At 68.0% G+C, this 23,241-nt stretch carries 26 protein-coding genes and 2 pseudogenes; 11 read left to right on the top strand and 17 right to left on the bottom strand.

Going from position 1 to position 23,241, the window contains the following annotated elements:
• The first annotated feature begins 121 nt into the window (after positions 1 to 121).
• Positions 122 to 1,111 carry a pirin family protein gene (locus ACN20J_RS01705; protein ID WP_419664952.1) on the top strand — a complete coding sequence of 330 codons (990 nt, stop codon included), beginning with the start codon at positions 122 to 124 and terminating at the stop codon, positions 1,109 to 1,111.
• A gap of 22 nt (positions 1,112 to 1,133) precedes the next feature.
• Positions 1,134 to 1,479: pseudogene (locus ACN20J_RS01700) on the top strand (GNAT family N-acetyltransferase).
• On the opposite strand, the gene ACN20J_RS01695 reads toward ACN20J_RS01700, so the two are convergent.
• On the bottom strand, positions 1,436 to 1,762 hold the full coding sequence (locus ACN20J_RS01695; RefSeq protein WP_419664951.1) for a transposase: 327 nt from the start codon (positions 1,760 to 1,762) through the stop codon (positions 1,436 to 1,438). The pseudogene ACN20J_RS01700 and the gene ACN20J_RS01695 sit on opposite strands and share 44 nt — an antisense overlap.
• Positions 1,763 to 2,352: 590 nt before the next feature.
• Here ACN20J_RS01695 and ACN20J_RS01690 point away from each other — a divergent pair.
• Positions 2,353 to 2,919 (top strand): NADPH-dependent FMN reductase, encoded by a 567-nt coding sequence (locus tag ACN20J_RS01690; RefSeq protein WP_189845119.1) that lies wholly within the window; start codon positions 2,353 to 2,355, stop codon positions 2,917 to 2,919.
• Positions 2,920 to 3,357: 438 nt separating this feature from the next.
• On the opposite strand, the pseudogene ACN20J_RS01685 reads toward ACN20J_RS01690, so the two are convergent.
• Together ACN20J_RS01685 and ACN20J_RS01680 are read right to left on the bottom strand one after the other, a co-directional pair.
• Positions 3,358 to 3,514, bottom strand: a pseudogene (locus ACN20J_RS01685) (IS5/IS1182 family transposase); the annotation flags it as partial.
• Between the two features lie 359 nt (positions 3,515 to 3,873).
• On the bottom strand, positions 3,874 to 4,860 hold the full coding sequence (locus tag ACN20J_RS01680; protein ID WP_327398360.1) for an aldo/keto reductase: 987 nt from the start codon (positions 4,858 to 4,860) through the stop codon (positions 3,874 to 3,876).
• 212 nt (positions 4,861 to 5,072) lie between these two features.
• On the opposite strand from ACN20J_RS01680, the gene ACN20J_RS01675 reads away from it, so the two are divergent.
• Entirely contained in the window at positions 5,073 to 5,978 is a 906-nt protein-coding gene (locus ACN20J_RS01675) for a helix-turn-helix domain-containing protein (RefSeq protein ID WP_419664950.1), read from the top strand.
• Positions 5,979 to 5,983: 5 nt separating this feature from the next.
• Here ACN20J_RS01675 and ACN20J_RS01670 read toward each other — a convergent pair whose 3' ends face one another.
• The 7 genes from ACN20J_RS01670 to ACN20J_RS01640 all read right to left on the bottom strand — a co-directional run bounded on the left by ACN20J_RS01670 (position 5,984) and on the right by ACN20J_RS01640 (position 11,569).
• Positions 5,984 to 6,943, bottom strand: a complete 960-nt coding sequence (locus tag ACN20J_RS01670) for an amidohydrolase family protein (protein ID WP_419664949.1) — start codon at positions 6,941 to 6,943, stop codon at positions 5,984 to 5,986.
• Positions 6,944 to 7,007: 64 nt separating this feature from the next.
• Positions 7,008 to 8,594: a Na+/H+ antiporter gene (locus ACN20J_RS01665; RefSeq protein ID WP_419664948.1), complete on the bottom strand. Its 1,587-nt coding sequence runs from the start codon at positions 8,592 to 8,594 to the stop codon at positions 7,008 to 7,010.
• 67 nt (positions 8,595 to 8,661) lie between these two features.
• Positions 8,662 to 9,033: a DUF2255 family protein gene (locus ACN20J_RS01660; protein WP_419664947.1), complete on the bottom strand. Its 372-nt coding sequence runs from the start codon at positions 9,031 to 9,033 to the stop codon at positions 8,662 to 8,664.
• Between the two features lie 148 nt (positions 9,034 to 9,181).
• Entirely contained in the window at positions 9,182 to 9,607 is a 426-nt protein-coding gene (locus ACN20J_RS01655; protein WP_419664946.1) for a nuclear transport factor 2 family protein, read from the bottom strand.
• A gap of 74 nt (positions 9,608 to 9,681) precedes the next feature.
• Entirely contained in the window at positions 9,682 to 10,698 is a 1,017-nt protein-coding gene (locus tag ACN20J_RS01650) for a zinc-dependent alcohol dehydrogenase family protein (RefSeq protein WP_419664945.1), read from the bottom strand.
• Positions 10,699 to 10,734: 36 nt separating this feature from the next.
• Positions 10,735 to 11,142 (bottom strand): cupin domain-containing protein, encoded by a 408-nt coding sequence (locus ACN20J_RS01645; RefSeq protein WP_419664944.1) that lies wholly within the window; start codon positions 11,140 to 11,142, stop codon positions 10,735 to 10,737.
• 94 nt (positions 11,143 to 11,236) lie between these two features.
• On the bottom strand, positions 11,237 to 11,569 hold the full coding sequence (locus tag ACN20J_RS01640; RefSeq protein ID WP_419664943.1) for a carboxymuconolactone decarboxylase family protein: 333 nt from the start codon (positions 11,567 to 11,569) through the stop codon (positions 11,237 to 11,239).
• Between the two features lie 387 nt (positions 11,570 to 11,956).
• Between ACN20J_RS01640 and ACN20J_RS01635 the strand changes: the two genes are divergently transcribed.
• Both ACN20J_RS01635 and ACN20J_RS01630 read left to right on the top strand, forming a co-directional pair.
• Positions 11,957 to 12,829 (top strand): helix-turn-helix domain-containing protein, encoded by an 873-nt coding sequence (locus tag ACN20J_RS01635; RefSeq protein ID WP_419664942.1) that lies wholly within the window; start codon positions 11,957 to 11,959, stop codon positions 12,827 to 12,829.
• Positions 12,830 to 12,956: 127 nt separating this feature from the next.
• A complete protein-coding gene (locus ACN20J_RS01630) occupies positions 12,957 to 13,826 on the top strand; it encodes a helix-turn-helix domain-containing protein (RefSeq protein ID WP_419664941.1) in 870 nt (289 codons plus the stop codon).
• 222 nt (positions 13,827 to 14,048) lie between these two features.
• Here the strand turns inward: ACN20J_RS01630 and ACN20J_RS01625 are convergent, their stop codons facing one another.
• On the bottom strand, positions 14,049 to 15,242 hold the full coding sequence (locus tag ACN20J_RS01625; protein WP_419664940.1) for an FAD-dependent monooxygenase: 1,194 nt from the start codon (positions 15,240 to 15,242) through the stop codon (positions 14,049 to 14,051).
• 170 nt (positions 15,243 to 15,412) lie between these two features.
• Between ACN20J_RS01625 and ACN20J_RS01620 the strand changes: the two genes are divergently transcribed.
• A complete protein-coding gene (locus tag ACN20J_RS01620; RefSeq protein ID WP_361921453.1) occupies positions 15,413 to 16,195 on the top strand; it encodes an IclR family transcriptional regulator in 783 nt (260 codons plus the stop codon).
• 568 nt (positions 16,196 to 16,763) lie between these two features.
• On the opposite strand, the gene ACN20J_RS01615 is transcribed toward ACN20J_RS01620, so the two are convergent.
• From ACN20J_RS01615 to ACN20J_RS01595, 5 genes are all read right to left on the bottom strand, one after another.
• Positions 16,764 to 17,633, bottom strand: coding sequence for a helix-turn-helix domain-containing protein (locus ACN20J_RS01615; protein ID WP_361923656.1), 870 nt, complete (start codon positions 17,631 to 17,633; stop codon positions 16,764 to 16,766).
• A 173-nt stretch (positions 17,634 to 17,806) separates the two neighbouring features.
• Complete coding sequence (locus ACN20J_RS01610) at positions 17,807 to 18,505, bottom strand: type 1 glutamine amidotransferase domain-containing protein (RefSeq protein ID WP_419664939.1); 699 nt, start codon at positions 18,503 to 18,505, stop codon at positions 17,807 to 17,809.
• Between the two features lie 24 nt (positions 18,506 to 18,529).
• Positions 18,530 to 18,922: a nuclear transport factor 2 family protein gene (locus tag ACN20J_RS01605; protein ID WP_419664938.1), complete on the bottom strand. Its 393-nt coding sequence runs from the start codon at positions 18,920 to 18,922 to the stop codon at positions 18,530 to 18,532.
• 54 nt (positions 18,923 to 18,976) lie between these two features.
• Positions 18,977 to 19,576 (bottom strand): flavodoxin family protein, encoded by a 600-nt coding sequence (locus tag ACN20J_RS01600; protein ID WP_419664937.1) that lies wholly within the window; start codon positions 19,574 to 19,576, stop codon positions 18,977 to 18,979.
• A 339-nt stretch (positions 19,577 to 19,915) separates the two neighbouring features.
• On the bottom strand, positions 19,916 to 20,314 hold the full coding sequence (locus tag ACN20J_RS01595; RefSeq protein WP_419664936.1) for a hypothetical protein: 399 nt from the start codon (positions 20,312 to 20,314) through the stop codon (positions 19,916 to 19,918).
• Positions 20,315 to 20,410: 96 nt separating this feature from the next.
• Here ACN20J_RS01595 and ACN20J_RS01590 point away from each other — a divergent pair, with 96 nt between their 5' ends.
• Entirely contained in the window at positions 20,411 to 20,581 is a 171-nt protein-coding gene (locus ACN20J_RS01590) for a hypothetical protein (RefSeq protein ID WP_419664935.1), read from the top strand.
• 4 nt (positions 20,582 to 20,585) lie between these two features.
• Here ACN20J_RS01590 and ACN20J_RS01585 read toward each other — a convergent pair whose 3' ends face one another.
• Positions 20,586 to 21,119 carry a TetR/AcrR family transcriptional regulator gene (locus tag ACN20J_RS01585; RefSeq protein WP_419664934.1) on the bottom strand — a complete coding sequence of 178 codons (534 nt, stop codon included), beginning with the start codon at positions 21,117 to 21,119 and terminating at the stop codon, positions 20,586 to 20,588.
• 223 nt (positions 21,120 to 21,342) lie between these two features.
• Between ACN20J_RS01585 and ACN20J_RS01580 the strand changes: the two genes are divergently transcribed.
• From ACN20J_RS01580 to ACN20J_RS01570, 3 genes are all read left to right on the top strand, one after another.
• Entirely contained in the window at positions 21,343 to 21,555 is a 213-nt protein-coding gene (locus ACN20J_RS01580; protein ID WP_419664933.1) for a hypothetical protein, read from the top strand.
• A gap of 63 nt (positions 21,556 to 21,618) precedes the next feature.
• Positions 21,619 to 22,011, top strand: a complete 393-nt coding sequence (locus ACN20J_RS01575) for a pyridoxamine 5'-phosphate oxidase family protein (protein ID WP_419664932.1) — start codon at positions 21,619 to 21,621, stop codon at positions 22,009 to 22,011.
• A gap of 117 nt (positions 22,012 to 22,128) precedes the next feature.
• On the top strand, positions 22,129 to 23,061 hold the full coding sequence (locus ACN20J_RS01570) for a quinone oxidoreductase family protein (protein ID WP_419668811.1): 933 nt from the start codon (positions 22,129 to 22,131) through the stop codon (positions 23,059 to 23,061).
• The last annotated feature ends 180 nt before the right edge of the window (positions 23,062 to 23,241 follow it).

Below are 23,241 nucleotides of genomic sequence, written 5' to 3'. Positions count from 1 at the left end.
GGCGGGGCCTCCTTCGGGCCACGCTCGTAGTGGCCTGTGTTCGTGCGGGTGCGTTGGCCATCGGCCTGCCCTGTGGCATCCTAGTTGATGTGACAACCAGATCGTGTGGGAGGTGCTCTCGATGGGCAACGCGGAAAGCGATGTCGCGGCTCTGCGCTGCGGTGCGCTCGTCGAGAGCGACCGGCCGGCAGGAGCCCCCAGGGTCGATGTCCTGTCGGCGCGCGAGGTCCCTCTCGGGGGTCCACGCGCGATGCACGTGCGGCGGACGTTGCCCCAGCGGCAGCGCACACTCATCGGCGCCTGGTGCTTCGCCGATCACTACGGCCCACACCAGGTCGCCGTCTCGGGGGGCATGAACATGCCCCCGCATCCACATACCGGACTGCAGACGGTGAGCTGGCTGTTCAGCGGAGAGATCGAACATCGCGACACCCTCGGCACCCGCGCCTTGATCCGGCCCGGTGAGATGAACCTCATGACCGGTGGATATGGCATCGCCCATTCAGAGGTCTCCACCCCGACCACCACCGTCCTCCACGGCGTCCAGTTGTGGGTCGCGCTGCCCGAGGAACACCGCTACACCGCCCGGGACTTCCAGCACTACGTGCCCGAACCCGCGCAGGTCGACGGCGCCGAGATCAGGGTCTTTCTGGGCTCGCTCGTCGGCCGGACCTCCCCGGCCCGGGCCTTCACACCGCTGCTCGGCGCCGAGATCGTCATCGAACCCCATGTGACGCTCACTCTCGCTGTGGACGCGACTTTCGAGCACGGCCTCCTCGTGGACCGCGGAGACATCCGCATGATCGACACTGTGCTGCGGCCTGCCGAACTCGGCTACGTCCCTCGCGGCGCGGACACCCTGACGATGGTGAACGAGACCGACGCCCCGGCGCGGGCCGTCCTCATCGGAGGACCTCCCTTCGGAGAGGAGATCGTCATGTGGTGGAACTTCGTCGGCCGCAGCCACGAGGACATGGTGAAAGCCCGCGAGGAGTGGGAAGCCTCCTCCGACCGCTTCGGCGCCATCGAGGACTTTCCCGGCGGCCCCCTGCCCGCACCGGCCCTGCCGAACGCCGTCATCACACCGCGCCGGAACCCGCCGGCCCGCTGACCTCCCTTGCGAAAGGCACCCCATGAGCGAGCCCTCCACCACCACGGTCGTCGAGCGTGCGGACACCGGTCGCCGGTACGAGATCCTGGTCGACGGCCGACGGCCGACGTGCCGGTCTGACCGCCTACCGTGACCTGGGGGTGCAACGTGTCTTCTTCCACACGGAGATCGACGAGGCCTTCGCAGGTCAGGGGCTGGCCCCACAACTGGTCCAGCAGGCACTCGCCGATGTGCGCGCATCCGGAATGCGGATCGTCCCGGTCTGCCCCTACGTCGCCAAGTTCCTCAAGCGGCACGATGAGTTCGCGGACATCACCGACCCGGTCACACCTGATGTCCTGCGGTGGCTGAAGACGCAGCTCGGCTGAGTAGCCCTGCATGCTCCTCCCTCTCCTGGCAGAGGGGATTCCTGTCCAGTTCGCCGCGGTGGAGCGTTGCCCGGACGCGGGCTCTGCTCCACTGAGCGAACCGTCGGTGGACCGTCTGCCGGCTCGGACGCAACGCTGGTGGGAGTTGCCTCCAGGTGCAGCCCGAGGTGGCCACGAAGATGATCGCGGCCAGGACTTGGTGGCTGCTGGCCCGCCGCCCGCCTCCTCTCTGTGCACGCATCAACTCCGTCGGCGGCGTCACTCGCCCAAAAGGCAGCCACAACTCGTCTTGTGGACGGTGGACCTTTGGGGGGCATCGCCACGCACTCGTTCCGCCCCCGGCGGCAGCGCGACCACTCGGCCTCCAGCCGGGCGAGCGCAGTGGATGACACGGGCGGTTCGTACGTGTACCGAGGGGGCGTACTCCACCTCACCCATCCCGATCCCCGCCGTTCATGCGTGCATTGGTTGACCGCATCCCGAAGGTGCAGGTTCGGGGCGTACGCGTAGGGAACTCCGTCACTTCGTGGCTCCGGCTGAAGGCCGGGGCGTCCCGGAAAGGCGGGTGAAAGGGCCTCGATCCGTCCCTCGATGAGGTGTGCGAGCGGTCAACTGCCGTCCAAGTCAGTGGTGTTGTGGAGTGCAGAGGGCATGACGCATCTGGTTGACGAATCAACTGTCGATGCTAATGTAGATGACACATCATCCACTCGATCGGATGCGCCGCCCCCGAGGCCCGAGAACCGTCTTCATGCGGAGGCCGAGCCCACTCGTGACGCGATGTCAGCCGATGCGGTGTGGTGGTCGGCCGAATCGACCTCAGGGGCGACTGCGCGGACGCGTACGGCTGATATCTCAAGTTTGGAGCAGGCTATGAGTGTGAAGATCGCGATCATTCTGGGTAGCACCCGTCCGGGCCGTAACGGCGAGGCCGTCGCCAGGTGGGCTCAGGAGATCGCGTCTCAGCGCGATGACGCGGAGTTCGAACTCGTTGACATCGCCGATTTCAAGCTGCCGCACCTGGACGAGGCCGTCCCCGCGTCCATGGGCCAGTACGCGAACACCCACACCCAGGAGTGGGCGCAGAAGGTCGCCTCCTTCGACGGCTACCTCTTCGTCACCCCCGAGTACAACCACTCGACCTCCGGCGCGCTCAAGAACGCCATCGACTTCGTGTACGGCGAGTGGAACAACAAGGCCGCGGGCTTCGTCAGCTACGGCAGCGTCGGCGGCGCCCGTGCCGTCGAGCACCTGCGTCTGATCATGGCCGAGCTGCAGGTGGCGACGGTACGGGCTCAGGTCGCTCTCTCCCTCGCCACGGATTTCGAGAACTATTCGATGTTCAAGCCCGGTGACCACCAAAAGGCGGCCCTGGACACCACGCTCGACCAGCTTGTGAGCTGGACGAAGGCCCTGCGGACGGTCCGCACCGACGCCTGATCAAGAGCACCTCGACGGTGCCGGCACGGAGGCCGGTGGATCCCGCCCAGCGGGCCCCACCGGCCTTCGCCGTACCTGACTGCTTCACACCCTGGCGCCGTTGACGAGCTCTGTCACGTGCCCTACGGTTCCTGTCTTCGTGTTCAGGATCGCGACCGGCGCCCTGATGGCGGATGCCCTCAATGTTCCGGTGAGCCGGAACACCCTGTTGAGGCTGATCGCCTCGCTTCCGGACCCCGCTACCGCAGTACTCCGCATGGTCGGCGTGCACACGTACACAGGGCGCACGGGCCGTGTCCACGGAACTGCGCTTGTTGACGTCGAGACACGTCGGCCGGTAGACCTCCTTCCCGATCGGGAGGCGGACACGCTCGCGGCCTGGCTCGCCGAGCGGCCCGGCATCGGGCTCGCCTGCCGTTGGAGATTCCCGCCTACTGCGTGTAGTCGCTGGGGCTTGAAGTACCGGCCGCGGTGGGGGTCGTGTCTCGTTTGGTGACCCTCGATCATGGGCTTCAGACCTTCGCTGTCGTGGGTGTTGCCGGCCGAGATGCCGACGAGGAGGCAGCCCGTTCGCGTCCGACAGGATGTGCATCCGGCAAGCCGCATGTGGTGCCCATCAGGTACCACTTCGATCCCGAACACGGCCGGGATTCGGTCCGAACCGGGTCGAAGTACCGGGCCCTGGACCGCCCGCGCCGATCAACGCTGGAGAACGCGATCTGTGCGCACAGCACCGGTGCGTGCTCGGGCGGTGCCAGGTCAGTCCGGCCAGGTCCCGGTCCTTCTCGACGAACCGAGGGCTTTCGACAGAGCGGGTGTCAACCGCAGTCGTAGGCCCACGTGCGCTGGGAGACCTTCATCCGTGTGCGGCTCGATGCCGACGCAACAGGCGGCGAACGGGTGCTGCCACCGGAAACCGGTGTGTCCGCTCGCAGCCTGTTTCCGCTCGTCCGGCTACTTGTCGACCAGCGACATGTGGTGCTCGTTGTAGCGGTCCCCCTGTACCCCGACCCGGTCGGCGAGTTCGTTGAGGCCCGACAGTTCGTCGGCGGAGAGCGGTAGTTGAGTGGCGCCGATGTTCTCCTCGATGCGCGCGAGGCGCCGCGTTCCGGGAATCGGGACGATCCACGGATGCTGTGCAAGCAGCCAGGCGAGCGCGACTTGCCCCGGTGTGGCGTCCTTGGCCTGCGCGAGCGATGCAATGTGATCGATGAGAGCCTGGTTGGCCGCTCGATTCTCGGCCGTGAACCGTGGAATGGTGGTTCGGACATCGTCGGCCGCGAACGACGTCGAGGCGTCCACCGACCCGGTCAGGAACCCCTTGCCGAGCGGGCTGAAGGGAACGAATCCGATGCCGAGCGCCGCGCACGTCGGCAGGATCTGTGACTCGGGATCCCGGGTCCACAGCGAGTACTCGCTCTGCACTGCCGTGACCGGGTGGACCGAGTGAGCACGACGGATGGTCTCCGCACCGGCCTCCGAGAGCCCGAAGCAGCGGACCTTGCCTTCCTGCACGAGCTCCGCCACCGTGCCGGCGACCTCTTCGATCGGCACCTGTGGATCAACACGGTGCTGGTAGAACAGGTCGATCGTCTCCACCCCGAGCCGTTCGAGGGAGGCCGTCGCGACGGCACGGATCTGCTCGGGCCGGCTGTTGAGTCCGACTGACGCACCGTTCTCGATACGGAAGCCGAACTTCGTGGCGATCACCACGTGGTCACGGACCGGAGCGAGGGCCTCTCCGACGAGCTCCTCATTGACGTAGGGGCCGTACACCTCCGCGGTGTCGAAAAACGTGACTCCGCGGTCCACGGCCCCGCGGAGCACGGCGACCATGGCGCTTCGATCACCGGGGTTCGGGCCGTAACTCTGGGACATTCCCATGGCGCCGAGACCGATGGCGGAGACCAGCAGGTCCTGCCCAAGTGTTCGGGTATGCATCATTTCTCCATCCGGTGTCGTTCTTGGTGCTCGATGTGGATCGAGCCTGCAGCCGACCCTCGACCCTCGACCCTCGACCTTCGTCGCCGGGGACGGCACTGGGTGGCCGCGAGGTGTGGCCGAGCCGCAGACCGCGGCCGTTGCGACGATCACCACTACGGCGGTGATCGACAGCGACCTCCAGTCGATGACGTCAGCAGCCGCTTGGTTTGATGTTCGGGATCACGGCAACGTGCGAAGCTGTGGATGTGCAACGCGAGCCGAGGCTGGACGAACTGGGAGCCTTCCTCAAGGCGCGCCGTGCACAGCTGAGCCCCGGCGGGGTCGGGCTGCCCGACACCGGTGAGCAGCGGCGTGTTCCCGGTCTGCGTCGTGAGGAAGTCGCTCGGCTGGCCACGATCAGCACCGATTACTACATCCGGCTCGAACAGGGTCGCGTTCAGGCATCCGTGGCTGTCCTCGACGCTCTGGCGCAGGTGCTCCGCCTCGACGGCGATCAGCGCGAGTACATCCTGACCCTCGCGGGAAAGACCGCCTTGCCCCCGGTGAACAAGAGCGCTCGGCAAGAAGTCGGCCCGCAGTTGCGGTACCTGCTGGACGACCTCACCTTGACAGCGGGGTTCGTCATCGGGCGCAACACGGACCTTCTCGCGTGGAACGCCATGGCCGCCGCTCTGGTGACGGACTTCGGGCGTGTCCCCGAGGAACAGCGCAACTACGTGCGCCTGCTGTTCACCGAACCCGTCATCCGGGTGTTGTACAGAGACTGGGAGCACATGGCCCGACTGGCCGTGTCCCACCTGCGCATGGACAGCAGGCGGAACCCTCACGATCCCCGACTGGCCGTGCTTGTCGAAGAACTTTCCGCGCTCGATCCGCAGTTCCGGCTGTGGTGGACCTCGCACGATGTCGCCGTGGGAGCCGGCGGCACCAGGCTGCTCCGGCATCCCATGGTCGGCGACCTGGCATTTCAACGGTCCACCTTTATCTGCGCGGAGGATCCCGAACAGCAGCTCGTGGTGTGGACCGCCGAACCCGGCAGCCAGACCTACAGGGCCCTGTGTTCCCTGGCTGCCGGCATCGAGAGGGCGCCGGAGAGGCTGGACGGCGCCACCTGACGCTTTCACCGACCTGTCCCCGGGAACAGGCGTTTCGCGTTGGCCGTTGTGAGGAAACGCCACGTGGTCCCCTCTACCGGTGACTCGGCTGCGTCGATCGCCGCGATGTGGGCATCGGCCAGCGGGGGAGGCGTCCAGCAGTAGTCGCTGCCGAACAGCACGCGGTCCGGACCGACGAGTTCGAGAAGTGCGGGGACCTGGCGTGGGAAGGCTGTGCCCGCCATGTCGTAGTACAGGCCCTGTAGTTGCTGGACGGCATCGAGGGAGGGTGCCTGCTCCGAAGTCAGGAACAGCCTCATGAACTCGTTGATACGGTCGGCAAGGACGGGAACCGCGCCACCGCAGTGCGGAACGATCACCTGCATGTTCGGGTGGCGCGTCAGGACGCCCGCCATCACCAGGTCCGTGACGGTACGGGCCGTGTCGAAGATGTACTCGACCATCGGCCTCGGTCTGCCGAGTGCGGACTGTTCCCAGCACACCGGTGAGGTCGGGTGCAGGAAAACCACAGCCCGGCGGCGGTCGAGTTCCGCGAAGACCAGGTCGAGGCGCTGGTCGCCCAGGTATACACCGTGCGTGTGCGTCAGCAAGGCCACGCCGTCGGCGTCGAGTTCGTCGAAGGCGAATGCGATCTCCTCCAACGAGCCGTCCACGTCGGGTAGGGGAAGCGACACGAAGTTGCCGAAGCGGCCGGGGTGGTCGCGGGTCAGCTCGGCGGTGTACCCGTTGACACGTCGGGCGAGGAGGCGAGCCGCGTTGTCGTCGCCGAAGTGCACGCCGGGGGACGACATGGAGAGCATCGCGGTGTCGATGCCGTTGCGGTCCATCAGGTCCAGGTGCGTTTGCACGGACCACGTGGGCCAGCCGCCCATGCCGTCGGGGTGGGCGTGGCCCGCCGCCGTCGCCTCCTGGACGTAGAAGTCGGGCAGCAGGTGGGCGTGGACGTCGACGAGACCGGAGGACATGACGAGGGGGTCCCTTCTTGTAAGGCTCGTGAGGCTTGGATCCAGGCCGGGCGTCACGCTTGGCTCACTCCGCCTGCTCGCGCCCGGCCAGCCGCACTTCTTCGTTGTCCAGGGCCGCCTGGAGCCGGCGCAGCACGGTGTCGTCGATGTGCCGTTCGTCGCGCAGGCGGACGACGGTTGCGCGTTTGTGGGCGATGAGGGCCAGGCGCAGCTCGGTGTAGTGGCGGTTGTGGAGCAGGGCGGGATCGCCGTCAGAGCCCGCGCCCCTGGCCCGTACGGTTGCCAGGTGGGCCTCGTACTCCTGGCGCAGCCACTCCGTGACCTTCGGGGTGGTGCCCAGTTCCTCGGCGAGTCGCGGTAGTGCCTGGACTGCTTCCTCGGTGGCCGTGGTGTCGGCGAGGATCTCTTCCTCGTCGACGGACGTGTCGCGCGGCAGCCGGGCCCAGCGCACCACGCCCGGCAGCAGCAGCCCCTGCACCACGAGTGTCACCACGATGACGCCGGAGGTGACGAAGACGATAAAGGCACGGTCGGGGAAGGGGGCGCCGGAGTCGAGGGTCTCCGGCACCGAGAGCGCCACGGCGAGCGACACCGCGCCACGGAAGCCCGCAAGACCGCTGACGACACGTGCCCGGTGACTGATTCTCAGTTCCCGCTGCTGAGGACGCCGGTCGATGGCGCGGATCAGGTAGGCGGAGGCGAACAGGAACACGAAGCGGACCGCGACCAGCACGACGCTGACCACTCCGATCGCGATCAGGGCGTTCTGGAGGTCGGACCCGTTCAAGTGGCGGAGCGCGTACTGGAGTTCCACTCCGACCAGGACGAAAAGTGTGCCGTTGATGATGAAGGTGAGCAGCGGCCAGAAGGCCAGTGCCTGGCGCCGGTGCTCGGCGCGGATGAGGCTGGGAGCCACCTGGGCCATGATCAGCCCGCTCACGACGACCGCGAGGACGCCTGAGGCGTGGATCAGCTCGGCGAGCAGATACGCCGTGAACGGCGCAAGGATCATGACGAGATTGCCGAGCAGGGGATCGTCCAGGCGTCGCCGCAGGTTCATGTTGATCCAGGCGACCGCCACCCCGATTGCGGCCCCTCCGCCGTAGGCCAGGAGGAACAGTGCGCCGACGTGTGGAAGGGTGAGGTGTTCCTCGCCGACGGTGAGACCGACCGCCAGGCCGAAGATGACCAGTGCGGTGCCATCGTTGACGAGGCTTTCGGCACGCAGCACGGTGACCTGACGGCGCGGCAGAGAGCGGGCCAGGACGCCCACCGCTGTGGCGTCGGTCGGAGCCACGGCCGCGCCCAGCGCCCACGCCGGTCCCCACGGCAGTCCGAGCGCGTGCCCGGCGACCGCGACGGCCCACGCGGTGAGGATCACCAGGACCGTGCTGAGCAGGGTGATGCCGCGGAGGTTCGTACGGATCTCCCGCATGGACGTCGTGAGGCTCTCCCAGTACAGCAGCACCGGCAGGAAGAGCAGCAGCACGACTTCCGGGGGAAGCTGTGTCTGGCGCACGGCCGGGACCAGCCCGACGAGGGCACCCACGACAAGCAGCATGACGGGTGGTGCCACGCCCAGGCGTTGCGCGACGAACTGGCCGACCAGCACGGCCACGCCCAGGAGCACGACGAGTTCGAGACCGATCACGGGGCTTGCTCCTGGGTCGGGCGGACTGCTGGCGGGAGTCCAGTGGCCCCCAGCGGGCACGTCTGGCTCATCTGGGCACGAGCTCCAGCGTCGTCGGGCGTGCCGACACCATGGGATTGACGTACGCGCCGCCGAAGCGGCCGTACTTGGCGCGGTACGCGGTGTCGATGCGGTCGTTGATCTCGGAGTCCGTCACCTCGACGAACGTGACGTCCTTGTCGACGCCGCCGGATCGGACGCGCCCCTGATGGTTCGCGCGTGCCGTGCGCCACCAACCGCCGTCCGTACCTCGGAAGGAGCGGACGTAGAGATGGTCGCCGTCGCGGACGACCCAGATCGGCACCGGCCCCCGCAGGGTGCCGTCACGACGGAGCGGTGACATCTCCAGCTCGTCGGCCCCGCCGATGCGGTTGAGCTCGTCGCTGGTCCATGTCGTCATCGGTGTTTCCCCAATCTCCATCATCCGGTGAGGGCGGAAGGAAGCTCGTCACGGTCGTCGGGCCGGCCTCAGGGCGAGATTCACCGCGGCGTCGGCGAAGGCGTAGGAACGGGCGTCACTGTGGTCGGGGGTGCCGGAAGACCTGCGGTCAGGCGGGAGTGGTGGAGAGATGCTCGCCGAGGCAGGTACGTGTGATGCCGAGTGAGTCCTCGAAGACGCGATAATCGGTTATCAGGCCGTCGGCGACGGTGAAACGCAGGATCATCTCGCTTTCGAGCACCTGTCCCGAGGGACGGAACCGGGAGACGTACCGGCCTGGCGCCAGTACCTGTCCGTCGGCCTCCACCATGGTCTGCAGCTCGAACGCGAGCGGCTCGACGGCGGCGAAGAACTCGGTGAGCGACTGCCGGATCTTCTCCGGTCCGGTGCGGCGTCCGGCCCAGGGTGTCAGTGCCGGGTCACCCGGGATTGTCCAGGTCGCGTCGGGTGCGAAGTGGGAGAGGATCCGTTCCATTTCGCGTGTGCCGAGGGCGTCGAAGTACGCCTCTACGGTGAGGATCGCCTCGCTGGTCATGGCGGTCGGTCCGTTCTGCTGGGCTGTGGTGGGCGGGCGCGGCTGGGGCTGCCCACCACCGCCGGGGCTCTATTTCACGGACGCAGCAGCGCCTTGATGGCGCGGCGTTCGTCCATGGCCTTGTAGCCTTCGGCGACCTCGTCCAGGGACAGGGTGAGGTCGAAGACCTTGCCCGGGTTGATACGGCCGCTGAAGACGCGCTCTATGAGGTCGGGAAGGTAGGCCCGCACGGGGGCGGGGCCCCCGCGCAGTCCGACGTGGGAGAAGAAGAGCTCCTGGCCGTCGATCTGCACGTCGTGGGGCATGCCGACGAAGCCGACGCTGCCGCCCGGCCGGGTGGACTGCAGGGCCTGCTGCATCGACTGCTGTGTGCCGACGCACTCGAGGACGGAGTCGGCGCCGACGCCGTTCGTCAGTTCCCTGACGCGGGCGATGCCTTCCTCGCCGCGTTCGGTGACGATGTCGGTGGCGCCGAACTCCAGGGCCAGCTTCTGCCGGGACTCGTGGCGGCTCATGGCGATGATGCGTTCGGCGCCCAGTTCCTTCGCGGCGATGACGCCGGACAGGCCCACCGCGCCGTCACCGACGACCACGGCCGTCGAACCAGGCTGGACCGCGGCCGCCTTGGCGGCGTACCAACCGGTGCCCATGACGTCGGACAGGGCCAGCAGGCTCGGAATCAGCTCCTCGGCCGGCTGCTCCGGAATGGCGACCAGAGTGCCGTCGGCGAGGGGGATGCGGATGTACTCGGCCTGGCAGCCGTTGGGAAAGTCCCGGTGCAGGCAGTTGGTCTGGTAGCCGGCCAGGCAGTTCGGGCAGGTGTTGTCGGAGGCGATGAAGGAGCCGATGACGAACTGGCCGGGCCTGACGGTCGATACGTCGTTGCCGACCTCCTCGACGATGCCGACGTACTCGTGGCCGATCGGCTGCGGCTCGGTGACCGGGTTGATGCCCCGGTAGCTCCACAGGTCGGAGCCGCACACGCAGGTGGCGACGGTACGGATGACCGCGTCCGTGGCCGCCGTGATCTTCGGCTCGGGGGCGTTCTCCACCCGGATGTCGCCGGGGCCGTGAATGATGGTTGCTCGCATGATGCTGTCCCAGGTCTTGGCAGGTACGTGGTGGCGTCAGGGGCGGGTGCGGGTGCTGACGCGCGGGCCGTGGTAGTCGACGTCCGAGACGTGCTCGAGCCAGGTGGCGTCGTCGGTCTCCCACAGCGCGAGATGGATCATGAACTGGTCGGGCGCGGCCCCGTGCCAGTGCTCCTCACCCGGGGGCGTGTGGATGACGTCGCCGGGATGGGCCTCGATGATGTCGCCGCCACGCGACTGCACCAAGGCGATGCCCTCGACGATGTAGAGGGTCTGTCCCAGGGAGTGGGAGTGCCAGGCGGTGCGGGCGCCGGGCGTGAACCGGACCATGTTGGCCCGCATTCGGGAGGGGGCCTCGCCGCGGTAGATCACGTCGGCGTAGGCGTCGCCGGTGAACCACTCGGCGGGAAGCCTCATGGTCGGGGGCTGCTTCAGCAGTTCCATGTGTGTTTCCCTTGGCGGTGCTGTCGCCAGACAGCGCGGCGGCGGATGGGGGCGCGAGCCCGCTCTGTCGGGTGTGGGCTGTCCGGGAGAGGCCTCAGCCGGACTGGTCGGCCTTGTCCACGATCTCCTTGAGCTGGTTCATGGCGGTCATGGCGTTGGGCCATCCGGCGTAGAAGGCCAGATGGGTGATGACCTCGATCAACTCGTCCTTGGTCACGCCGTTCTCCAGCGCCTTGCCAAGGTGGAAGGCGAGTTGGTCGTTGCGGTACAGGGCGGCGAGCGCGGTGACGGTGACCAGGCTCCGGTCGCGCGGGGACAGACCCGGGCGCTCCCAGATGTCGCCGAACAGGACTGTGTCGGTCACCTCCGCGAGCTTGGGGGCGAACTCCTGGATCGCCGGCGGCGCGAACTTCTTCCGGTCGGTCATGGGGGGGTGTTCCTAACGTGTGTTCAGGGAGGGAGAGGCGAAGTCGTGCGAGGCCAGTCGCCGGGCGTGGAGACCGGCGCCAAGTGCCAGGCCATTGCTGGGAGACCTGACTTCTTTCAGCACTTTCTCTTCCCGCCTCCTCCGCCTGCCGCATGGAAATACCGAATATCGGTGACGTTCGGAAAACAATTGCGGCCCCGAGGTTGGCGACCCCGCCTCTTCGGGTGAATGCTCTCCGTAGGGCGGTCCTGATCGTGGGGCCGCTCCATCGACCCTGCCACCATCGTGCGAACCCGCAAAGGGGAGAATTCCATCCTGGGAATGACTTATCCAGGGGAAGAATCCTTACCCCCCTCGCGAGGGCCGAGCGGTGAGAGACTGGCCCTCATGACCGGCGACGCGCATCTGAACGAGCTGGGTGAATTCCTCAAGGCGCGAAGGGCCGTACTGAGCCCGCGCACCGTCGGTCTGCCGGACACCGGTGGTCCCCGGCGTGTGCCCGGCCTGCGCCGCGAGGAGGTCGCCCTGCTCGCAGCCATCAGTACTGATTACTACACGCGGCTGGAGCAGGGCCGCATCCAGCCGTCCGCGCCGGTGCTGGCAGCTCTGGCCCAGGTCCTGCATCTGGGCAACGACCAGCGCGACCACCTGTTCGAGCTGGTCGGCCGACACGCGGCGCGCCACCGCCGCCAGGTCGCGCAGAGGGTGCAGCCACAGTTGCGCCGCCTGCTCGACGACCTCGATGCGACTCCCGGCGTCGTGATCGGCCGCCGTATGGACATCCTGGCGTGGAATCCGCTCGCAGCCGCCTTGCTCACCGACTTCGCGCAGGTGCCGGAAAGGAACCGGAACTACGTCCGGATCCTCTTCACCGACCCGTCCATGAGGACGTTGTACGCGGACTGGCGGACCGTCACCCGCGCATGCGTGTTCCATCTGCGCACGCTGGCCACCAAGTACCCGGACGACCCGCGGCTGACCAGTCTGGTTGGCGAACTCTCCGTGCAGGACAAGGACTTCGGACAGTGGTGGGGAAGCCGCCACGCGGCGTTCCGCACCATAGGCACGAAGCGGTTCTACCACCCCGTCGTCGGCGAACTGGCCCTCGACTGGGACACCCTCACTTGCAGCACGAATCCCGATCAGGAACTCGTCGTCTGGACGGCGGAGCCCGGCAGTCCGTCGTACGACGGACTGCGCACGCTGGCCTCGTGGGCTGCCAGTCACCTCGGCGAGTCCGCAGCCGGTCGGGTGACCTGACCTGACCGCAAATGATCACCGGGGATCTGTAGCCTCACGCCGCGGGAAAACAAGAGGCGACTGCCCAGAGCCTGGGAGAAAACCCTCCCCCCTCACTTTTCAGTCGAGCGCTGCGAGACTAGCTGCTATGTGCAGCAAAGCGCATTTGGCCGAACTGGGAGAATTTCTCAAGGTGTGCCGGGCGCAGCTCAGTCCGCGCACGGTGGGTCTGCCCGAGTCCGGGGCGCCCCGGCGAGTGCCGGGGCTGCGCCGGGAGGAGGTCGCCCAGCTCGCGGGGATCAGCGCCGACCGCTACGCGCGGTTGGAACAGGGGCGTGCCCCAGTGTCGACAGCAGTGCTCGCAACGCTCGTCCGTGTCCTGCATCTCGACGATGACCAGCGTGACCACCTGTTCGCGCTCGCGGCGAGCGGTGAGTGTGCGCCGCGCCGCCGACCGGCACAGAAGGTCCAGGGGCAACTCAGACGTCTCCTGGACGAACTGACCGCGACCCCTGCGCTCGTCCTGGGCCGTCACATGGACATCCTGGCTTGGAACGCTCTGGCAGCCGCTCTGCTCACCGACTTCGAGCGGGTTCCGGAGAAGAGGCGCAACTACGCCCGGCTGGTCTTCACCGACCCGGGCTTTCGGGAGCTCTACCTCGACTGGAGGACGGTTGCCCGGAGCTGCGTCGCCCAACTGCGGGTGGAGGCTGCCAGGTGCCCTGGCGACCCCGCGTTGACCGGACTTGTCGGCGAGCTGTCGGTGGCCGACGCCGACTTCCGGCAGTGGTGGGCCGGTCGCCAGGTGCCCGGTCTGCGGGTCGGCACGGAGAGGCTGCGTCACCCGGTCGCCGGTGACCTCACTCTCGACTGGGACAGCCTGACCTGTACGGCTGACCCAGCACAGCAACTGGTGGTCATGACGGCCGAGTCCGGGACCCCGTCTCATGACGGACTGCGTTTCCTTGCTTCGTGGACTGCCTCCCCGTACCAGCGGGCGCGGGATGGGACAGCCTGACAAAACGAGGCGCGAGGCTCGCCCGTCGGGGGGCTGTGTGCGCCGGCGCCGTGGCCAGCTGATGCGAGGGCCTGTATCAGCTCCTTGAGCCGCGGATCCTGGGTGTCCTGGAATGACGCTAGGACTGCTTGGACCAGCTCCTCCTCGACCTGACGCTGCCGTCCGGTGCCGCGGGAGTGGTGGTGGCCCTGGTGGCATTCCTCCTGCCGTGGGCGTTGTTGGTCACGAGGTCGGTGCCTCCTCGGCGTCGTAGCCGTAGATCCAGCCGTTGCGCACCAGCGGATCGGATTCGGCCAGTGCGACATCGCGCGCCTGCTGCTCGGGCCCGTCGGGCAGATGGTTGATCTCCCTGCGACCATGACTGATCTCCTGCAGGCGTGTGGTGCGTTCGATCCGCGCCGCCTCGTACCGCTTCAGAGCCCGCTCGGGGTCGTTCGCATACGCGGCCAGGCAGCGAGCCAGGGCCGCGGCGTCCTCGATGGACTGGGCCGCGCCCTGGGCGAAGAAGGGAAACATGGGATGCGCGGCGTCCCCGAGCAAGGTGATCCTGCCCCGGCTCCAACGCCGGAGTGGTGCCCGGTCCAGCAGCGCCCAGCGCCCGGGTACACCGCCGGCGGTGATCAGGTCCGTCACCCGCGGGTCCCAGTCGGCGAACTCGGCACGGAACTCCTCGATCGTGGCCGTCGTACTCCAGGACTCGTCGGTGTGATCCCCGGCCGGAGCGAACGCGACGACATTGACGGCCCGCCCACCGGCGACCGGGTAGTGCACGAAGTGCCGTCCGGGCCCGAGCCAGAGGGTCTGGGCGCGACGCAGCGCGAAGTCGGGCGCGGCTCGGGCGGGCACGATCGTGCGGAAGGCGCAGATACCGGAGTACGTCGGCGGCGAGGGCTCGGTCACCGCGCTGCGGACGACGGAGTGCACGCCGTCGGCGCCGATGACGATGTCCGCCTCGGCATGGCTGCCATCGGCGAAGCGCAGCAGCACGACGTCCTCGCCTGCTTCGACCGCCGTGCAGCGTGCGCCCAGGCGGACCCACTCGCTGGGCACGGCCGCCCTGAGTGAGTCGAGCAGGTCGGCGCGGTGCACGCCATAGGTGCGCTCGCCGTAGAGCCGCTCACAGACACCGTTCAGCTTCTCGACCGAGAGCACTCTCCCGTCCGTCCAGCGGCGGAACTCCCAACCCCAGTCCAGCGGTACGGCCCGGCGGAGGAACTGGTCCATGGTGCCGAGGCGCCGCAGCAGCCGCACGGCATTGGGAGCCATCACGAGCCCGGCGCCGACCTCGGTGAGTGCGGTCGCCTGTTCGTAGACGGTGGCCGTCAACCCTGAGCGGCGCAGGAAGGCACCGGCGGCCAGACCACCGATGCCACCCCCGACGATGGCAATGCGCGGACCAGGCACGGTGGCAGGCACTGATGGACTCCTCTGACTCGTCCAGGGCAAATCAACTGGCCCCAGATCCTGTCTGGCGTCCGGCGCCGCCGGGAACGGCTGTGTTCATTGAATGGACACCGCTTTCCATGGCGTCGCTATCCTGAGTCGGGCAAGACGAGCGGTACCGCACAGCGAGGAGGCAGTGCCGTATGCCCCGGACCAGCGAGCCCGGCAGGACGGTGGGCTCCCGCCTGCTGGAAGTACTGTTCGTGTTCCAGCCCGGGCACACTGCGCTCAGCCTCGCCGACCTGGTGCGTAAGACGGGCATGCCTCACGCCACTGTGCGGAGACTGGCCATGGAACTCGCCGACTTCGGCGCGCTGGATCGTCGGCCGGACGGCAGATTCACGGTGGGACTGCGTCTGTGGCAACTCGGGACCCTGGCCCCGCTCACCGAATCACTGCGCACGCTGGCCCAGCCGTTCCTCGAGGATCTCTACACCGCACTCCACCAGCACGTGCAACTGGCGGTCCTGGAGGGCCGGCAAGCGGTGATCATCGAGAGGCTGTCCGCGCCGGAGGCACCCGAGCTCGTCTCCCAGGTCGGTGGGCGGCTTCCCCTGCACTGCACGGGCGTGGGCAAGGTGCTGCTCAGCCACGGAGGCACTGAGCTGATCGAGGCCGTGCTGTCGGGCGAACTCCGGGAATACGCACCGCGAAGCATCGTGGCGCCGGAGGTGCTGCGCAAGGAGCTCGCCGACTGTCGTCGCACCGGGACGGCCACGGTGCGAGAGGAGCTGACTCCCGGTCTGGATTCGGTGGCCATGCGCATCGTGAATGGCGAAGGCCGTGTCGTAGCGGCGCTGTCCGTGGTCGTGCGCACTGACTCGGTGAAGCACCAGGAGGTGCTTCCGTCCGTGATCGCGAGCGGTCTCGGCATCTCCCGCCTCCTCGGCTGGCGCCCTGGCGTCAAGGTCCGCAACAACAGCTGATCCCTTACTCGTTGTTCATTGGGTGGACAGCGTCGTTGCGCGGGCCAGACGGCCTTCGGGCACTCCCTGGCAGTGCTTGCTGCGGGCGGGTAGCCGGCTGCTACGAGGAGACGCGGACGTGGTCATCCACGACGAACACCACCTCACCGCTGTCGCGAGGGTGTCGGCGCGCACAAGAGCAGCGCTACTGCAGAGCACAGCAACATCACGGGGATGAGCCTTCGCCGGTCACGTACGTCATCGAGCGGCACGTGGAGAAGGATCCCCGCGGCGTAGCCGACCTGAGTAGCCGTGACGAGCCCGCGGTGGCGGTCGCAGCGTGCAGGTCCTTTGCATTGAAGTCGAGCATCGGCTGCCCGGTAGAGGTTCCCGACGGCTGCGTCGCCCGCCATCGCGAACAGGAGAGTCAGTCCGCGGCCGTGAACGTCCGGCGCGTGGCGGGCGGTGTCAGGGCTTGGGACTCGGTCGCAGTCGGCGATGGCGCCGACTTGTCCGGCGGGGCCGTGGTGCCCAAGGTCCTTCTCGCACTCCGCAGTTGATTTCTGACCGCAGTGATCCTGGGAGAGGTTTACGCGACGGTGCCGGACGCCGTCCGCTTCTGGTCCGCGGCCCAGGAAGCCAGGAGGCGTAGCCCGTCGTGAGAGGGGGAACCCGGTTCGGCGTTCCACACGATGATGTGCTGGTCGGGGTCGGTGCCACACGTGAGCGTGTTCCAGTCGAGTGTCAGCTCGCCCACCACCGGGTGACGAAGCTTCTTGACGCCCTTGCCCCGCATCGCGACGTCATGGGCGGTCCACCACTCCCGGAACTGTGCGTCACGGGCGGAGAGTTCCTCGACCAGAGCGGTGAGGCGCTGGTCGCCGGGGTAGCGCGCGCTCTCCATGCGCAGCTGGGCGATGGCCAGCCGGGTGACCTCCTCCCAGTCGGCATACAGCTCGCGCATCCAGGGTTCGGTGAAAAGGAGCCGGACGAACACGCGCTCCTGCTCCGGATAGCGCCCGAAGTCGGTCCACAGGGCGGCGGCGAGCTGGTTCCAGCCCAGGATGTCGGTGCGCCGGCCGATGACGAAGGCCGGGGAGGCGGTGAGATCATCCAGCATGCGCTGCAGCTGCGTGTCCACGTGCTGGCGGTCTCCGGACGTCGGCGGACGCAGTCTCTCTTTCGCCGCGAGGTCGAAGAGGTAGGTCCGCTGATCGTCGTTCAGGCGGAGCACCTGGGCAATTTCCTCGAGGAGGGGGGCCGATGCTTGGAGACGGCCCTGCTCGATCCGTGTGTAGTACTCGGTGCTGATCGCGGCGAGAAGAGCCACTTCCTCACGGCGCAGACCGCTCACACGCCGCCGCTGCCCTCCGCGGAGTCCGACCTCGGAAGGGCTGACTTCGGCACGGCGGGCCTTGAGGAACTCACCCAGCTCGTTCAGATGGGGATTGCGATTCATGATTTGCAGCTTCGCACAAAAGCTCGGCAGCTGTGAGGGGGAGAGTTCCTGCCCATGTCGGCCTGGCTGATGTGCGAAAAATGCCTCGGTTCCGACCCCTGTGGCAGCAGGTGAAAGTGGACTCGGCGGTCCTGAGCGCGTACGGGCCGCCGAGAGATCACACAGCTGCGGGGTCAGTCCAGTGCCTTGACGAGCTCCTGGGCGAGCGGGACCGCCGAGCCCGGGTTCTGGCCGGTGTACAGGTTGCGGTCGAACTCGACGTGCACCGTGAACGGATCGGCCTCGCGGTAGTCCGCCCCGAGTTCGTTGACGAGGCGGTCCTGCAACAGCCATTTCGCACGGTCCGCGAGCCCGTTCAGCTTCTCCTCGGCGTTGGAGAGGCCGGTCAGACGGTAGCCCGCGAACGGGGACGTGCCGTCGGGGCCGATGGTGGCAAGCAGCGCCGCGGGGCCGTGGCAGACGAGCGACACCGGCTTGCCCGAAGCGAGCCATTCGGTGAGGAGCTTGCCGGAGGCGGTGTTGTCGGGCAGGTCCTCCATCGGGCCCCAGCCGCCGGGGTAGAACACGGCGACGTAGTCGTCGATGTTGACGTCCTCGATGCGCATCGGGTGCGCCAGCTCGGTCGCCTCACGCAGGGCGGTGCGCATGCGCTGTGCGCCTTCCTCTCCGCCGTTGAACTCCGCGGTGAGGCTGAGCGCATCCGCCGTGGGCGGCACACCGCCGGGTGTCGCCGACGCGATCTCGAATCCGGCCTCCTTGAAGACCTGGTAAGGGCCGATTGCTTCCTCGGCCCAGAAGCCGGCCGGCTGCCGCGTTCCGTCGGCCAGTGTCCAGTGGTCGGACGCGGTGATCACGAAGAGGATCTTCGCCATGGGTAGGTCTCCTTGGGGGTGGTCTCAGCCCTTGAGGGCTTCCTGGAGGATGTGGCTGTCGGCGGCCTGCCGCATGCTGACGGCCTTGCCGTCGCGGACGGTCCACAGGTGGATGAACCGGACGTCGGCCTTGCCGCCGGTCTTGGTCTCGGCGTGGTAGTGCCCGAACACGAAGACGTGGCCTGCGTCGTCGGTGTAGAACTCCTCGGGCACAGCGCCGAAGGACACGATGTTCGGCATCGGTGTGCCGAAGAAGTCCTTCGCCACGCTGTCCCAGCCGTGGTACACGCCGCTGTTCGGAAACCCCGGGGTGATGTCCCAGACGAAGTCAGGGGCCATGACCTCCTTGGTGACCTCGGGCGCCATGCGGGATTCGTAGACCCGGCGGATGAGGGCGAGGTCGGGGGAGTCGGACATGGTGCGCTCCTTGCGGGGGGTGGTGATTCGGATAGGGGAAAGAGGGCCTTGTGATCAGGCGGGGAGGGCGGCCCGCCCGGCCCGGAAGATCGCGGCCTGGTGTGCGACGCGCGCACCCAGGTGCTCTGCGGTGGCGATGTCCGACTTGTGGACCGCGTCCGGTCCGGCATCGGTCGGGCTCTGGGCGCCGGCGCCCATGAAGAAGCCCAGGCGGTTGATGTCGTCCTCGGTGCCCGTGGTGGAGGCCCAGCCCGGCTGCAGACCCAGGCTGATCCAGTGCATGCCGTGCTGGGCGGCCATGGTGGCGAAGTAGCCCAGCGTGGATGACTTGTCGCCGTTCTTGGCGCCGGAGTTGGTGAAGCCCGCGGCGAGCTTGTCCACCCAGACATGGGAGAACCAGCGTCTGCCGCTGGCCTCGGCGAACGCGTGGAAGGCCGCGGACGCGGTCCCCATGTACGTGGGGGCTCCGAAGATGATCGCGTCCGCGGCGTCGAGCTGTGCCCACTGCTCGTCGGTGATGGTGCCGACGGCGATAGAGACCACCTCGGCGTCGGCTTCCGCTGCGCCACGCGCCACGGCTTCGGCGATGACGGCTGTGTGGCCGTAGCCGGAGTGAAAGGCAATGGCGATCGTGGGGCGGCCGGAACGGGACATCGTGATCGGGCTCCTCGAGGTTTCTGCTCAGTTCGTGACCAAGCTTTGCATCGGAAGAGCGCGCTGTGAGGGGTAAGAAAATTTCCCCTGCCTACCGTTCTCCAGGTAAGCGATTCTTCCCTTCGGGGTCTGCGGAAAGGCGCGACCGCGGGAATTGACCTGCGTGCCGGTTGCTATTCGCGGGTAAGCGATTCTCCCCTGAAAGGGAGGCGGGGGCCTCCCGTGGAGAATCGCCGAGGGGCCTCGATCATGGGCCACCGGGCCTGGCGGAAGATCAGCCACGGCCTCGACCGCGCGGCGCCGCGCCCGGCTGGTGCCCGTGCCGCGGACAGCGCGAGGCTACCGTTCGCCGGATTGGTGTGAGGTCGCGGTCCGCCAGGCGTCTGAGGGGGGTTCGTCGCCCACCGGCTGGTTCTCGGGCAGGTGCGGTGGGTAGACATCGGAGTGCCATGGGCCGGCCTGTCGGTCCGGCATCGGCTCACGTGGTGCGCTCACCGTGAGCTGCAGCGCGAGGTCGTGACCGGCGTCGGGAATCACCTTCACGTCGCCTCGAGGGCTGGCCGGGTAGGCGGCCGGCTCCGCGGCGACGGTCCTGTCGCGGTCGGCAGGGTCGATGGAGAAGGTGTCGTGGTCGCCCACGACCGACAGCACGGATACGTCGACGCCCTTGGCGTAGCGGCCCGAGTCCCGTGCGGTCAGGAAGTCGCCGACTTCGCCCGCGGCGGCGGTCTGCTTCACCGAGTCGTCGGCCTCGACGGTCGCCAGGGCGGTGTTGAAAGACGGAACTGGCGGACGCAGGCATTGGTGGAGCGGGAAGTCGCGGCAGGCCCTCCCGTGTCCGTCACCTATCGCCTCACCGGAGGCGCTCAGTGGCTCGGCCCGGGCATGGACGCCTCGAGAGTGTGGGCCGGTGCCCCTGTGAACGAGGAAGGTCAGTTGCTGCCGCGCACCGAGGCGTACGAGCCCGGCCACGGTGTGAGCATGGACCGCGACGCGTCCGCCTGACACTTCACCCGCGCCCTCTCCCCGTGTGGTATCGGTTCCTGCGGGCTTGGACGTGAACCGGTGGCCGAACTCGGCCTCGGTCGAGGAAGAGGCGGGCGAGGACGGGTCCGTAGGGCAGGGTGAACTCGTCGTCGCTGATCTGGATGCCCGAAGGCTCCAGCAGTTGGTTGAAGCCGGTGTGGCGGTCTTCGCTGATGCGGACGAGTGCCCGGGCGCTGTCGGGGTCGTGGTCTGCCTGAGCGGTGACGGCCAGTGCCGCGGTGCGTACGGCCGGGACGCTGACGCCGGCGCGCAGGCTTTTGAGCCAGGCGGTGGCCACGTCACGTACATCGTTGCCCGGTTCGGGATAGGTGCCGAGGTCGGGGCCTTCGAGGACGAGGTCGAAGAGGAGCGCGGCCCGGGTGGGCCAGTGCCGGTAGAGGGTCTGGCGGGTGACGTCGGCCCGTTCGGCGAGCAGGGCGTAGGTCAGCCCGGACGGTCCGACCTGGGGCAGCAGTTCTCGTGCGACGGCCAGCACGCGGTTGCGGGTGCGCTGCACGCGCGGGTTGCCCGGGGTCGGCTGACGGCGATGGAGAGGCGTGACCGCGCACCCGGTGAGCGGTCACGCAGCAAACAGCGGCGCAGCCCCCCGGTCCCCCCGGTCGCCCGCCGCGACTCATCCGCCCCTCCGGTTCGCCGCTTCAGGCACCGGGGAAAGGTAAGGTGCCTTAATGAGTATCAAGTATTTGTCAGTGGGCAAGCTGCTGAATTACCATGTCGTCATGACTAGGCCCCTTGCTCTGATAACAGGTGCTTCCTCTGGTATCGGTGCCGCGTATGCCCGCCTCCACGCAGACGACATGGACTTCGTCCTGGTGGCCCGCCGCGCGGACCGCCTGGAGGACCAGCCTGCGGCACTCGACGCGCTGCTCGCCGCCGAAAGCGCCGTACTGTCCGGCGGCCGCCGTTCGGACCTCGCCTCCCGCTACCAGTAGCCGCTGCCGCAGGGAGCCGACGTTCCGTGGACGTCGGAGCCAACCAACGAAACGGAGATCGACATGGGTAGGTTCAACGCGCAGGAAGTCGCTTACCTGAGCGAACACATCCTTGGGCGGCTCGCCACGACGGGTACGTCCGGCAAACCGCACGTGGTGCCCATCCGGTACCACTTCGATCCGGAGCGCGAGGTCATCAAGATCGGGGGGCGCGTCCTGGAAGGGCGCGGACAGGAGCGGCTCTACATCCGTCACCTCACGGTCAACCCGCAGGCGGCGTTGGTGGTCGACGACGTGGCGGACGGGCAGACCTGGCAGCCGCGCGGGATCCTGATCAAGGGAGCGGCGGTCCTGCACACGGAGAGCGGCGAAGTGCTCGGGCCGGGCTTCGGTCCCAACTGGGTCGAGGTGGTACCCGACTTCGTCACGTCCTGGAGCATCGACACCCCTGCGTGACAGTCCACTGTTCGCGGTGGGCGCGGCTGCTCGGCACCGTGCCGGACGACGCAAGCGACTGCGACTGTGCGGGAATGAGTCCCTCGGAACTGAGTTGGTGACATGAGTGAAGTAGTAGTGGCGAGTGCGTACGGAAATCCCGAGGTGCTGTCGGTGATCGATGTCGCCGTCCCGGACCCCGGGCCGGGCCAGGTGCGCATCACGGTCCGCGCCGCCGGGGTGAACCCCTTCGACCACAAGACGTACGACGGCACCTTCGGGACCGATCCGGCGAAGCTGCCGATGAGGCTCGGCGCCGAGGCGGCGGGTGTGGTGACCGCGGTGGGCGCCCACGCGAACGGCCCCGCAGGTCCGGTCGAGGTCGGCGACGAGGTGATCGCCTATCGTGCGCCCGGCGCGTACGCTGCCGAACTCGTCGTCCCGGCCTCGTCGGTGGTACCGAAGCCCGCCGCGCTGTCCTGGGAGCAGGCCGCCGGCCTGATGGTCGTCGGCGTCACCGCCGCACACGTTCTCGATGCGATCGGTCTGGGCAAGGACGAGTCGGTGCTGATCCATGGTGCCGCCGGAGGAGTCGGCCTGATGGCCGTGCAGCTGGCGGTGGCGGGCGGCGCCACCGTCGTGGGAACGGCAAGCCCCGGCAAGCACGACATGCTGCGCGAGCTGGGGGCGATTCCGATCGCGTACGGGCCCGGTCTGGCCGACCGGGTACGCGCGGCAGCGCCGGAGGGTGTCCACGCGGCGGCCGACCTGGTGGGCACCGACGAGGCGGTTGACGTCTCCGTGGAACTCGTGGCGGACCGTTCCCGCATCGCCACCATCGCGGGGTTCGCGCGCGGGGCCCAGGCCGGCATCAAGCTGCTCGGTGGCGGGCCTGGCGCGGATCCGGGCACGGAGGTCCGGGCTGCCGCCCGACTGCGGCTCACCGAGGCTGCGGAGGCAGGGCGGCTGAACGTCCTGATCGCCGGCAGCTACCCGCTTCACGAAGCCGCTGCCGCCCATCGCCAGGTCATGACCGGTCGCACCAGCGGGAAAATCGTCCTGGTGCCCTGACTCGACGGGACCGTGCTTTCGGCCGACGACCTCACGGACGCCGAAGCACCGGTCGGCAGACCGAGACGACTGTGTCCCCCCGCCACAGGTGGGGGGACACAGTCATGTCTACGCCATACAGCCATCTCGCAGGCTTCCGGGATGCCCGGCACCGTCGTGCCGCCGCTCTTTCGGCAAGAA

This window comes from Streptomyces sp. 2-1 (assembly GCF_048564895.1).
GTDB classification, from domain to species: domain Bacteria; phylum Actinomycetota; class Actinomycetes; order Streptomycetales; family Streptomycetaceae; genus Streptomyces; species Streptomyces phaeochromogenes.
Note: the sequence above shows the minus strand (reverse complement) of the source record. Positions and strands in the feature narration are given on the sequence as shown.